Source organism: [Mycobacterium] stephanolepidis, assembly GCF_002356335.1.
GTDB lineage: Bacteria > Actinomycetota > Actinomycetes > Mycobacteriales > Mycobacteriaceae > Mycobacterium > Mycobacterium stephanolepidis.
The window spans coordinates 4,236,345-4,249,415 of record NZ_AP018165.1 but is presented as its reverse complement, the minus strand read 5'-3'; the positions used below and the strand labels follow the sequence as shown (position 1 = coordinate 4,249,415).

8 protein-coding genes and 2 pseudogenes are annotated in these 13,071 nt (G+C 60.4%); 8 read left to right on the top strand and 2 right to left on the bottom strand.

Features of this window, described 5'->3' with window-relative positions; genetic code table 11:
• Nucleotides 1–2: 2 nt before the first annotated feature.
• Complete coding sequence (locus MSTE_RS21180; RefSeq protein ID WP_096504163.1) at nucleotides 3–2,936, top strand: MMPL/RND family transporter; 2,934 nt, start codon at nucleotides 3–5, stop codon at nucleotides 2,934–2,936.
• Between the two features lie 95 nt (nucleotides 2,937–3,031).
• Here the strand turns inward: MSTE_RS21180 and MSTE_RS21175 are convergent, their stop codons facing one another.
• Together MSTE_RS21175 and rfbA are read right to left on the bottom strand one after the other, a co-directional pair.
• The gene (locus MSTE_RS21175) at nucleotides 3,032–3,367 is read right to left on the bottom strand and encodes a hemophore-related protein (protein ID WP_096504161.1); all 336 of its coding nucleotides are present in this window, start codon (nucleotides 3,365–3,367) and stop codon (nucleotides 3,032–3,034) included.
• A gap of 135 nt (nucleotides 3,368–3,502) precedes the next feature.
• Nucleotides 3,503–4,369 carry a glucose-1-phosphate thymidylyltransferase RfbA gene (gene rfbA / locus MSTE_RS21170; RefSeq protein WP_096504159.1) on the bottom strand — a complete coding sequence of 289 codons (867 nt, stop codon included), beginning with the start codon at nucleotides 4,367–4,369 and terminating at the stop codon, nucleotides 3,503–3,505.
• 464 nt (nucleotides 4,370–4,833) lie between these two features.
• Between rfbA and MSTE_RS21165 the strand changes: the two are divergent.
• The 7 genes and pseudogenes from MSTE_RS21165 (at nucleotide 4,834) to MSTE_RS21135 (ending at nucleotide 12,988) form a co-directional block, all read left to right on the top strand.
• Nucleotides 4,834–6,092: pseudogene (locus tag MSTE_RS21165) on the top strand (glycosyltransferase).
• A gap of 152 nt (nucleotides 6,093–6,244) precedes the next feature.
• Nucleotides 6,245–7,306 carry an NAD-dependent epimerase/dehydratase family protein gene (locus MSTE_RS21160; protein WP_096504157.1) on the top strand — a complete coding sequence of 354 codons (1,062 nt, stop codon included), beginning with the start codon at nucleotides 6,245–6,247 and terminating at the stop codon, nucleotides 7,304–7,306.
• Nucleotides 7,307–7,473: 167 nt separating this feature from the next.
• Nucleotides 7,474–8,603: pseudogene (locus MSTE_RS21155) on the top strand (acyltransferase family protein).
• Nucleotides 8,604–8,793: 190 nt separating this feature from the next.
• Entirely contained in the window at nucleotides 8,794–9,528 is a 735-nt protein-coding gene (locus MSTE_RS21150) for a class I SAM-dependent methyltransferase (protein WP_162291706.1), read from the top strand.
• Nucleotides 9,529–9,748: 220 nt separating this feature from the next.
• The gene (locus tag MSTE_RS21145) at nucleotides 9,749–10,549 is read left to right on the top strand and encodes a TylF/MycF/NovP-related O-methyltransferase (protein ID WP_162291486.1); all 801 of its coding nucleotides are present in this window, start codon (nucleotides 9,749–9,751) and stop codon (nucleotides 10,547–10,549) included.
• A 49-nt stretch (nucleotides 10,550–10,598) separates the two neighbouring features.
• Nucleotides 10,599–11,867, top strand: a complete 1,269-nt coding sequence (locus tag MSTE_RS21140; protein ID WP_096504154.1) for a glycosyltransferase — start codon at nucleotides 10,599–10,601, stop codon at nucleotides 11,865–11,867.
• Nucleotides 11,864–12,988 carry an acyltransferase family protein gene (locus MSTE_RS21135; protein ID WP_096506201.1) on the top strand — a complete coding sequence of 375 codons (1,125 nt, stop codon included), beginning with the start codon at nucleotides 11,864–11,866 and terminating at the stop codon, nucleotides 12,986–12,988. Before MSTE_RS21140 ends, MSTE_RS21135 begins: the two co-directional genes overlap by 4 nt.
• Nucleotides 12,989–13,071 lie beyond the last annotated feature (83 nt).

Genomic DNA, 13,071 nt, shown 5'->3' with positions numbered 1-13,071 from the left:
GCATGAGTACCGAGAAGTCGCGCCCGTTCATCGCGCGAACCATACGAAACCTGTCGCCCCTGATCATCCTGGGCTGGCTGGCGCTGATTCTGTATACCACGCTGGCATCGGTCAATTGGGACTGGGCCAAGGCGATTCCGGCATTGGAGAACGTCGCGGAAGAGCGGTCGGTATCGCTCATGCCGCAGGATGCGCCGGCCGTCAAGGCCATCATGCGCATGGGCAAGGACTTCAACGAGTCGAACTCGGACAGTTCCGCGATGATCGTGCTCGAGGGGAAGGATCCACTCGGCGAGGACGCGCATACGTACTACGCCGGACTGATCCGCGAGCTGCGTAACGATCCCAAACACGTAGAGCACGTGCAGGATCTGTGGGGCGATCGGCTGACATCCTCGAGTGTGCAGAGTCCCGACGAAAAGGCCGCATACGTCCAGCTGAATCTTGTCGGCAATCAGGGCACCGCCATGGGCGATGAATCGGTAGCCGCGATCCGCGAAATCGTCAATAGGACACTGCCTTCGGCACCCACCTACGTGAAGGTCTACGTTGCCGGTGCGGCGCCGCTCGCCTCGGACATGCAGCATGCCGGCAACAAATCGATTCTGAAGATCACCGCGGTCACCGTGGTCATCATCTTCACGCTGCTGTTGATCCTCTATCGCTCTGTCGTCACCGTGATCCTGCTGCTGATCATGGTGGGTGTCGAATTAGCCGCAGCCCGAGGCATTGTGGCGTTCCTCGGCTACCACGATGTTTTTGTGTTGTCGACGTTCGCCGTCAACATGCTGGTCTTCTTGAGCATCGCCGCGGGCACCGATTACGGGATCTTCTTCTTCGGTCGTTATCAAGAGGCACGCCAGGCCGGTGAGGACCGGGAAACGGCCTACTACACCACATATCGCAGTGTGGCCCCCGTGGTCCTGGCCTCTGGACTGACCATCGCCGGAGCCATCCTGTGTCTACATTTCACGCGGCTGCCGTATTTCCAGACCATGGGAATCCCATGTGCCATCGGAATGCTGACGGCCGTCGCGGTTGCGGTCACTCTGGTTCCCGCGGGAATCGCGGTGGCCAGCCGCTTCGGACTGCTTGAACCCAAGCGCAAGCTGCGGGTTCAGCGGTGGCGCGGGCTGGGCACGGCCATTGTCCGTTGGCCCGCACCGATCCTGGTCGCCTCGCTGGCGGTGGCACTGGTCGGACTGTCCACGCTGCCGGGGTACAAGACGAGCTACAACGACCGGCTGTACATCTCCGGCGATATCCCGGCCAATCAGGGATTCGCTGCCGCGCAACGTCACTTCTCCGAGTCGCGACTGACTCCCGATGTGTTGTTGATCGAAACCGACCGGGATCTTCGGAACCCGGCCGACTTCCTGGTGTTGAACAAGGTGGCGAAGGCCATTTTCAAGGTGCGTGGAGTCTCACGGGTACAGGGGATCACCCGGCCCGAGGGAACTCCGATCGCCAATACATCGGTGCCCTTCTTACTCAGCTTGCAAAGCGCCGGTCAGGTGCAGGCGACCCGCTTCCAGAAGAAGCGCATCGCCGACATGCAAAAGCAGGCCGACGACATGTCGAAGATGATCGCGACGATGCAGCACACATACCTCGTGATGAAGCAGATGTCCGAGACCACGCACCGCATGACGGGCCACACCCATGAGGTGCAGCAGCTCACCGACGACTTGCGGGGCAGTATCGCGCTGTTCGATGACTTCCTTCGACCGATACGCAACTATTTCTATTGGGAGAAGCACTGTTTCGACATCCCAATCTGCTTTTCGCTTCGATCGATCTTCGATGCGATGGACGCGGTCGACGCGCTCGATGACGGGCTGATGGTTCTGGTCAGGGACATGGATCAGCTGGACGCCATCATGCCGCAGCTGCTTGTCCAGTTCCCTCAGATGATCTCGGTCATGCAGAGCATGCGCACCTCGGTGCTCACCATGTACGCCACCATGTCCGGGCAGTTCGCTTCGATGGACGAATCCACCAACGACGTGATGGCCATGGGGCAGGCGTTCGATGCCTCCAAGAACGACGACTCGTTCTTCCTGCCTCCAGAGGTGTTCAAGAACCCGGACTTCCAGCGTGCGATGAGTTCTTTCCTGTCGCCGGATGGAAAGACGGTGCGGTTCATCATCTCCCACAACGGTGATCCGATGTCGCCGGAGGGCATCACGCGGATCGAGCAGATTCGGAACGCGGCGGAAGAGGCACTCAAGGGAACACCACTGGTGGGAGGCAAGATCTATCTGGCCGGCGCCGCGTCTACGGCAAAGGACTGGAAAGACGGCTCCACGTACGACCTGCTGATCGCGGGCATCGCGGCGATCTGCCTGGTTTTCATCATCATGCTCATCACCACCCGAAGCTTGATCGCGGCCTTGGTGATCGTCGGTACGGTGGCCCTCTCCCTGGGTGCCTCCTTTGGCATGTCCGTACTGCTGTGGCAGTACATCCTTGGCATCAATCTGCACTGGATGGTGCTGGCGATGTCCGTGATCATCCTTTTGGCGGTCGGATCCGACTACAACCTGCTGCTGGTCTCACGCATGAAAGAGGAGCTGGGTGCGGGGCTGAACACGGGCATCATCCGCGCGATGGGCGGCACCGGAAAGGTCGTCACCTCAGCCGGATTGGTGTTCGCGGCAACCATGGCCTCGATGGTGGTCAGTGATCTGCAGATCATCGGTCAGATCGGTACCACGATCGGGCTGGGCCTGTTGTTCGACACGTTGATCGTCCGCTCGTTCATGACGCCGTCGATCGCGGCCCTCCTGGGCCGGTGGTTCTGGTGGCCGCAGCGAGTGCGACCGCGTCCGCCGAGTGCTCTGCTTGCGCCGGTGGGCGCACGCCCGGCGACGCCCGCCCCGGGCCGCCTCGACGATGACGAGCCGACCACGGAACTACCGAAATTCAACGACTAATCACGGTGTCGTTCAACTGCTTCGGTGCTTGATGCGGCGCATACGCAAAAGGCCGGGTGCGAGTTCACCTCGGCCCGGCCCTTGCGTATGAAGACTCAGTACTTGTGGCAGCTGCGCACCATCTGCTGGAAGACGGGGATAACGTACTCGATCCCCTGATTGCCCCTTACCTGGTTGATCATGGTGATCCGCTTGTCTTTCGGCGCACCGAGGAACTCCCGCATGAACTGCTGGTTGGGTGGCGACGCGTCGAAGTACTCTGCGGCCATTGGGTTCTCCGCGTGCAGCGCCGCGTTCGCCTGATCGTACGTACAGGTGCTGTTCACCATCTCGTCTGTAACGGGGTCGGCAGACGCGATCCCTGCGCCGGCGCTCAACGCCAGCGTGGCACCGCCCACCACCGCAATCTTCGTCAATGACTTTTTGTTCATGTTCTCAATTGCCTCCTCGTACCGACCACATCAACTTTACGTATCCAAAGAAACTCAAGGCCCAGGGTGCTCTCAGACCCATGACTATTTATACGTCTCACCGTCCATTGCGTTACCGACGACCAGAAGATCGGGCTATTTCCGCTGCAAGAGCTCAAGTAGGTAACTTCCGTATCCAGACTTGAGTAGCTCCTGAGCACGCGCAGCGAGCTGGTCGTCATTAATGAAACCGGCGCGCCACGCAATTTCTTCCGGTACGCCTATCTTCAGACCCTGTCGGCGTTCGATGGTGCGCACGTAGTCGCTCGCGTCCAGCAGTGAATCGAAGGTGCCCGTATCCAGCCACGCGGTTCCACGCGGTAACACCTCGACAGAAAGACGTCCCTGATCCAGATAGGTCTGGTTGACCTCGGTGATCTCGTACTCGCCCCGAGCCGACTTCTTCAGCGAGCGGGCGATCTCGATGACGTCGTTGTCATAGAAGTACAGACCGGGCACTGCGTAGTGGGATTTCGGTGTCGCCGGCTTTTCTTCCAGGGACAAGGGGACGCCCGCGGCGTCGAACTCCACCACGCCGTATGCCGACGGGTTGGCTACCCAGTACGCGAAAATCGCTCCACCGCTGATGTTCTCGAACCGGCGCAAACTTGTGCCCAACCCGGGTCCGTAGAAGACGTTGTCGCCCAGGGCGAGCATCGCTGTGTCGGTGCCGATATGCGAGGCGCCGATCACGAACGCCTGCGCAAGCCCCTCGGGCTTGGGCTGGACCGCGTAGGTCAGGTTGATGCCGAATGCCGAGCCGTCTCCAAGGAGTCGCTCAAATGCCGAGGCATCCGAGGGGGTGGTGATCACCAGAATGTCGCGAACTCCGGCCATGATCAGCGTGGAGAGCGGATAGTAGACCAGTGGTTTGTCGTACACCGGTAGCAGCTGCTTGCTGACACCCGTCGTTATCGGATGCAGACGCGTGCCCGAACCGCCCGCGAGAATGATGCCGCGCATGTGTGCTCCTACTCGACGACAATGCGAGTTCGGTTGCGGCGGGGACATTTTGTACGTTGTCGCGGCGCAACCCGTAGGCCACCCTATCGCGTATGTAGGCGCAATGCCGACGGAATCAAACGCGGGCAGCGGACATGCAGGTCGCTTTGGTGAACGGTGCGTGGCAACAAAGTATGTCAAGGCAGATCCGGCGCGCCCGCGGTCGCATATGGATATCGTGCGAGCAGCCGAACCCGGGCTAGCCGGTATTGCATTGCCGCATTCCTGCGCGATAGTGATTTACGTGTGGCAACCCGCGAAGCGGAATTCTTTCTGCTGTAGCTGTATTGATGTTCTGGAATTTGGAGACGGATGTATGCCCGTTGTTGTGAGGCTATCCGAGACGCACAAGATCGGTAATAATGACCGGCAACACCGACGGCCATTCTGCGAGTACCTAACATATCGGGGAGGTCGATACCGTCATGAAATTTGCCATGGCAAGTTATGGCACGCGCGGCGATATCGAACCTGCCGTTGCTGTCGGACGAGAACTGCAGCGCAGAGGTCATGAAGTGCGTATGGCGGTGCCCCCGGACTTGATCGGTTTCGCCGAGTCTGTGGGGCTCTCGGCAGTTCCTTATGGCGTCCAGGTGGGGCCTCAGCTCGATGAGTACCGCGACTTGTGGATGTCGTGGACCCGTCATTTTTGGAGGGTTCAGGATCTGGTCGCGTTGTGTCAGCAGGCACTGAAACTGGTAACCGAACAGTGGTCGGAGATGAGTAAGGCCCTTGTGTCGGTGGCCGAGGGGGCGGATCTTCTGTCGACGAGTGTGGGCTACGAGGAGCCGGCCGCCAATGTGGCCGAGTTCTACGGAATCCCATTGGTTGCCTTGCACACCATGCCGTGGCGCCCCAACGGCCAGCTCTTTCCGGCCTTGCCGCCGCCGGTGACCCGCACAGCGATGACCGCCTACGACTGGTTGACCTGGCGTGTGACCAAGAGGGCGGAGGATGCGCAACGGCGCGAGCTCGGTTTACCGAAGGCGACAAGCCCTTCGCCGCGGCGGATCGGGCAGCGTGACTCGCTGGAAATCCAGGCCTACGACCGTATTTGCTTCCGTGGGCTGGAGATGAATGGGCGAAGTACGGCGAGCGAAGGCCCTTCGTGGGAGCACTGACCATGGAGTTGACCACCGAGGCCGACGACGAGGTGGTGTCCTGGATCGCCGCCGGTCCGCCGCCTATCTGTTTCGCTTCGGGAAGCATTCCGGTGGAATCTCCGGCGGAGACCGTCGAGATGATCGGTTCAGCGTGCGCGGAAGTGGGGGAGCGTGCGTTGGTGTGCGCCGGCGCCACCGACTTCAGCGACGTACGGCCACCCGAGCACGTCAAGGTGGTTGGAGTGGTGAACTATGCGGCGGTCTTTCCGGTGAGTCGGGCGATTGTTCACCACGGTGGTTCGGGCACCACGGCCGCGAGCCTGCGCGCCGGAGTGCCTACCTTGATCCTGTGGACCGTTGGTGATCAGCCATTCTGGGGAAATCAGCTCAAGCGCATGAAAGTGGGTGCCTCTCGGCGCTTTTCGACGACGACCCGAGAGACGCTGGTCTCGGACCTGCGGGAGATCCTCAGCCCGGATTATGCGGTTCGGGCCCGGGAGATCGCGCCCCATATGTCCAAGCCGTACGAGAGTGTGGGCAAGGCAGCCGACCTGTTGGAGGAGCGGGCTGCTCGTGTTTAGGTCAGTTGTCATCGTGCGGCAGTCCATGTGGGAAGAACCCCGCGCGATGTCATCTGGACCATCGATATCATTGACCCGGAACGCATTACCGGTGCGTGCCGGTTACCTGGCTGCTCCGTAAAGAACGGGAGGAATCGGCTTTGTCGACATCTGTGCTCATCTCTGGTGGAGCGGGATTCATTGGATCCGCGCTATCCAACCGCCTCGTGCAGGCGGGATACGACGTCGCGGTGATGGACGTCTTGCATCCTCAAGTGCATGCCAGGGGCCGGGACATCGATCTCCCACCATCGGTGCGGCTGTTCACGGGCGACGTGACCCATGCCCCTGACTGGGATGCCGTGCTGCGGTTGTTCGAACCCTCCCAGGTTGTCCATTTGGCTGCGGAGACGGGTACCGCGCAGTCGCTTTCGGAAGCGACGCGCCACGGTTCGGTCAATGTGGTGGGTACCACCCAACTCCTGGACGCCCTGAGCCGTGCGGCGTTTGTGCCCGACCAGCTGGTACTCGCATCATCGCGCGCGGTGTACGGCGAAGGCGCCTGGCAGTCCGGTACAGAAGTCTTCTACCCGCGCCCGCGCAGCCATGCCCAACTACTTGCCGGACAGTGGGATCCGAAGGGGCCCAACGGTGAGTCTTCGGAGCCGCTCGCCAGCTGCGCCAGTAGGACCGAGCCCCGACCCACCAACATCTATGCGGGCACAAAACTTGCCCAGGAGCATCTGTTGGCTTCATGGGCTGCCGCCCATGACACCAACCTCAGCGTTCTGCGCCTGCAGAATGTATATGGGCCCGGCCAGTCACTCACAAACTCGTACACCGGAATCGTCACGCTCTTCGCGCGTCTGGCACGCGAGAAGCAGTCGTTGGAGGTCTACGAGGATGGACGGATAGTTCGCGATTTCGTCTTTATCGACGATGTTGTCGATGCGCTCTTCGCCGCGGTGCACACACCCGCGGTCGAGCGACGCACTCTTGACATCGGTTCTGGCACTGCAACAACCATTCACGAGTTGGCCCGTAAGGTCGCCGACATCTGTGCGGCGCCCGAACCCACCGTTGTCGGGAAGTTTCGGGATGGCGATGTGCGCGCCGCGAGCTGTGACGTCGAGCCGGCAATCGAGCAGCTCGCGTGGAGCCCGAAGTGGGCGCTGGAGGATGGCCTGCACGCACTTCTGGAATGGATCGACAAGGACTGCCCGAATCGCTTTTGAGCACATCGCCGCCGCACTGCTGTCTGGTGGCGATAAACCCTGTCGTGAATATGAATCATCAGTTGTGACAATGTTTTCCAACTACATGTGGAAACACCGGAAAGCCTGATCTCGAACTGAGATGACGATACGATGACGCTTCCGGCGAAGAGTGGTGGTGGAGGCGCATGAAGCTCGGTTCTGTATTCGATCCGCGAAACAACGCGCTGAACGCATGTCGGCTCGCCCTGGCGACAGAGGTGATCCTTTTTCACTCGTTTCCGCTCACGGGCCACGTGGTGGAATCCAAGGCGATACTTCAACTGCTGTTTTCGGTGGGAGTTGACGGATTCTTTGCTCTTTCGGGGTTTCTGATCACCGCTAGTTGGCTCCGTAATCCCAGCTCGCGCGACTACTTCATCGCGCGAGCCCTGCGCATCCTGCCCGGGTACTACGTGGTGCTGGCGGTAACGGCGTTTGTCATCGCTCCGCTCAGTGTTGCGATCCAGGGCGGATCGGCCGCGAGGCTGCTGTTCTCCAGTGCTCCGATCGAATACATGGTGAAGAACAGCGCACTGATTCAGCTCCAGTTCGATGTGGGTGGGACGCCACGCGATATCCCGTATCCGGGAATCTGGAACGCGTCTTTGTGGTCGCTCGTATTCGAAGTGATGTGCTACATCGCCGTAGCGGGGCTGGGGCTACTCGGGCTCGCGAGCCGTCGCTGGACCGCACCGGTGATACTGATACTGGCAACGATTGCGGCAATTCTGCTGCCGCCGCTGACCTTCCCCGGGCTGTGGACAATTCCGCAGCTCGCGGTGCGCAGTGCCATCATGTTTTCCGCCGGTGCACTGCTGTATCAGTGGCGAGATGTGATTCCGGCCCGGTGGTCGCTTGTGTCGGTGAGCGTGGTGATTGTGCTGGCATCGGGCATGCTGCCCGACTACCGCGTCGTCGGTGCTCTTCCGCTTGCCTACGCCGTCGTCGTTTCGGGTGTGCTGATCAAGAACAAGCGCATGAATATCCAGACGGACCTGTCATACGGTGTCTATATATATATGCCTCGCCGACGCAGCAGTTCTTAGCCGTCGCAGGGCTTGCCAGCCTGAATCCGTTTGTTTTCTTTATTGTTTCGGCGGGTGCGACGCTGGTGCCTGCCGCATTCAGTTGGTTCCTGGTCGAGAAGCGTGCTCTCGCGCTCAAGTCGCGCCTTAAACGCAAGCATGCCGATCAGGCTGCGACGCGCGCGGGGCCTACGGGTTCGGATAGCTTCGCGCCGCGAGAACGGGCACTATCGCCGCGCGAGGACAGTTAGCGCGCAGGTGGCGCCATGGATATGTCGGTAGGCTGATTCGCATGGCATTTCGGGGTTCTGAGAATGGGCGATGTTTTTCGAACATCAAAGGACAGCAAAGGATCTCGTGATCATGCCGCTTTTTCGTCTGGCACTGCAGCGCAAACCCCCGTTCGTTGCGCGGCGTTATCCGTACGGGTCTCGTCGTCGAATGCTTGGTGCGCTGGGTCCGGATCTGGCCAGGACGGTCTCGATGCGGGCCGACGACTCGGCACCGGCGGACACTCCCATCGGGAGGATCTTCGAGAACACCGACAACGTCCACAAGCTGCGTCATTACCTGCCGATCTACCAGCGCGCTCTCACCGGGACCGAGCGAATGCTCGAGATCGGGGTGGACAGGGGCGGATCTCTACAGATGTGGCGGGAACACCTGCCTCAGGCCACCATTGTGGGTCTGGACATCAGTCCCAAGTCCGCGCAGCACGACGACCCCGGGCGTGATATTCACGTGCGGATCGGCGATCAGACCGATCCGCACTTCCTTGGGACGGTGGTCGAGGAGTTCGGCCCGTTCGACGCCGTCCTCGATGATGGTGGCCACACCCCGAAGCAGATGATCGGGTCGTTCAGGTATCTGTTTCCACGCCTGCGGCCCGGCGGGGTCTACATCGTCGAGGACGTCTGTGCCAACTACTGGACGATCTATCGTGACCAGCGCCAATCGTTCATCGATTTCACGAAATGGCTGATGGACGCGATGCACGCTCATTATATGGAGATGAGCTCGGTCTACCAGATCATGGAAGACCATCCCAAGCGGCTTGAGACAGTCGAGGTGCCGTTTGCGGCCACCATCATCGACCGGATCGAGGTGTTCGACTCCGTGGTCGTGATTCACCGAGCAGAAGAGTCGAAGCGGCTACCCCGTGCCGTGTTCCGATGAGGCTGAATGTAAATCAAAGGGTGGCAGGATCTCCGATCGCCAGCGCGCCGCAGATATTTGGCGACATTCGTTCATAAGAATTCTTGACAGATTCTGCTGAAAATGCAGCCCCTACAAGGGGAGTGGCCCGGTCCGAAACGTGTCGACGGAGTCGCGCGGACGGCTATTGTTAGCGCTGGGACGGGACACCAGCATTTCGAGATAGGGGCAGTTCTTGACCGTGACCGATTACGACACTCGATCCGCTTATCTGGGCCTGCTTCGACAGGACCTCACCAGATACGGAGTTGATGAACTTGTGCCAGTGGGTTGGAACTGGCTGCACCGCCCCTTTTTCAAATTTGGCGACTACGTGCTTGTGCGCAAGCGTCCGTTCGACGCGCACAAGCGTGACTTGGGCCTGGATTGGCCGGCGGATGCGTTGACGATGATCGGTATGCAGCGACTCACCAGTCTGCAGCAGTGCGTCGAGACGGTGCTTGCCGATGACGTGCCTGGCGACCTGGTCGAATGCGGTGTGTGGCGCGGTGGTGCTTCCATCCTGATGCGCGGGGTTCTGGCCGCATATGGGGACACCACACGGAACGTGTGGCTCTGCGATTCGTTCGAAGGCGTACCTCCCCCGGATACCGCGCATTACAAGGCAGACAAGGGCGACAGGCTGCACCTTGCGGCGCCCATCCTGGCGGTGACCGAAAAGAATGTCAGGGCCAATTTCCAGCGCTATGGATTGTTGGACGATCAGGTTCGATTTGTTCCGGGCTGGTTCAAAGACACGCTGCATGACGCCCCGATTCAACAAATCGCTGTATTGCGGCTCGATGGTGACCTCTATGAATCCACAATCCAGGCGCTCGACGGGCTTTACGAACGTGTGTCTCCCGGCGGCTTTTGCATCATCGACGACTACCACGCGCTCGACTCGTGCAAGCAGGCCGTCACCGATTACCGCACGAAGCACGGGATAACCGCCGAGATCAAGGAAATTGACGGAACCGGCGTGTTCTGGCGTAAGGAATGAGGGCGGCCCGACTCCGCTGAACCGCGATACCCGAAAGGCGTTAGAGGCGATGAAGTTTGTGCTGGCGAGCTACGGAACCCGGGGTGATATCGAGCCCTCTGTTGTCGTGGCTCGTGAGTTACAGCGCAGGGGACACGATGTGGTCATGGCTGTGCCGCCCGACCTGATCGGCTTCACGGAGTCGGCAGGTCTGGAGACTGTTTCCTACGGGTTGGATACGAAGACCTGGCTGGACGTGTATCGCAACTTCTGGACGTTCTTCTTCCACACCTTCTGGAAGGTGGGGGAGATTCGGACGATGTGGCGTCAGATGTGGGAGCTCAGCGACGAATGCTGGGCGCAGATGAATACCACGCTGATGTCCGCGGCCCAGGACGCCGATGTGTTGTTCGCGGGGCAGAGTTATCAGGAACCTGCTGCGAATGTCGCTGAATATCATGACATTCCATTGGTCACGCTTCATCACATTCCGATGCGGCCCAATGGTCAGCTCGTCACCATCCTGCCGTCCCGGTTGGGGCGTACGGCGATGACGGCGTTCGACTGGTTGGCCTGGCGTCTGAATAAGAAGGTGGAGGACACGCAGCGGCGTGAGCTCCGCCTGCCGAAGGCCTCACGGCCGTCTCCTCAGCGGATCGCCGCGCGCGGCTCCCTGGAGATCCAGGGCTATGACGAGGTCTGTTTTCCCGGCCTGGCCGAGGAGTGGAAGCATTGGGATGGTTTGCGGCCGTTTGTCGGCTCGCTGACCATGGCGCTGACCGCCGAGGCCGACGGTGACGTCGCCTCATGGATCGCCGCCGGGACGCCGCCAATCTTCTTCGGATTTGGCAGTATGCCGGTCGAATCCCCCACTGCCGCACTGGAGATGATCGGATCGGCGTGCGCGGAGCTGGGAGAGCGGGCCTTGATAGGCGCGGGATGGACCGACTTCAGCGATGCGCAGCTTCCCGACCATGTGAAGGTCGTGGGGGCAGTCAACTATGCGACGGTCTTTCCGGCCTGCCGGGCGGTCGTGCATCACGGGGGTTCAGGTACAACGGCGGCAAGCCTGCGCGCCGGGGTCCCGACGTTGATCTTGTCGATGGATGCCAATCAGACGCTCTGGGGTGGCCAGATAAAGAAGCTGAAAGTGGGTACCACACGGCGTTTTTCGACCACCACGCGAGAATCCCTGATCGCCGACCTGCGCCAGATTCTTGCGCCGGACTACATCGACCGGGCTCGCGAGCTCGCCAACGGAATGACCAAACCGGGTGAGAGCGCGGAGGCCGCCGCCGATGCCATGGAGCAGTTCGCACGCTCGAGGTGTTCCGCGTGAGCGAGCCGGACGGACCGAGGCGGGCGAGGAACTCGACGCTCGGCCAGGTATTCGACCCGAGAAACAATGCACTCAACGCATGGCGATTGATCCTGGCGGTCAGCGTCATCTTCTGTCACTCGTGGCGGCTCACCGGTCGAACGATCACCTATCGGCCATTCGAGCAACTCATCGAGCAAGCCGGCGTCGACGGCTTCTTCGCGGTGTCGGGCTTTCTCATCACCGCGAGTTGGTTGCGCAAACCCAAGCTCCGTGACTTCGCCATTGCCCGTGGTCTTCGCATCTTCCCCGGGCTGTGGGTGTGTCTACTGATCATCGCGTTCGTCATCGCCCCCATCAGTGTTCTCATCCAGGGTGGCTCTGTCGCGCAGTTGTTTTCGTCGCTCAAGCCTGTTGAGTACGTCATCAACAATGGTCTGCTGAACGTGTACTACGCCAGCGTCGACGGTACGCCGCGCGGTGTCCCGTGGCCGGGCGTGTGGAACGGATCAATCTGGACACTTGTCTTCGAGACGATCTGTTACATCGCGGTGGCAGTGCTGGGTGTCGCCGGACTCCTGAAGCGGCGATGGGTTGTTCCCGCGGCCTTCGTGCTATTCCTTTGCGCGACGGCGTATCTCTCGTATCCGGTCTTCGCCGCGACGTCCATCGCGCAGATGGTGGCACGGTTCGCTGTCATGTTCGCGGCAGGAGCCCTGCTGAACCAGTACAAAGATGTCATCCCTGCGCGTTGGTCGCTCGTTGCGGTGAGCGTCGTGATCGTGCTGGCTTCCGGACTGTTGGAGAACTATCGAGATATCGCTGCTCTGCCGTTGGCGTATGCCGTCATAGTTTCCGGCTCGCTCATCCACAATCCACGACTGAATCTGCGCAACGACCTGTCCTACGGCACGTACATCTACGCCTTTCCCATGCAACAGCTGCTGGTCGTCATGGGGCTGGGCAGTCTGAATCTGGTGCTGTTCTTCGTTATTACCACGGCGGCCACCGTGCCTTTATCGGCCTTCAGTTGGTTCGTGGTGGAAAAGCAAGCGATCTCGCTGAAGTCTCGGCTGACCCGAAAACGTCCCGCAGAGGTAGGCGCCGCGTCATCGGCTCCAGTGGAACGCGATGCGGTGTGAGGGCCGGATATGGCATCGATCAGCTTGTGAGCCATAGCTATTCGACGTGATTGAATCGATTCGCCACGCGCTTTTCTCATCTG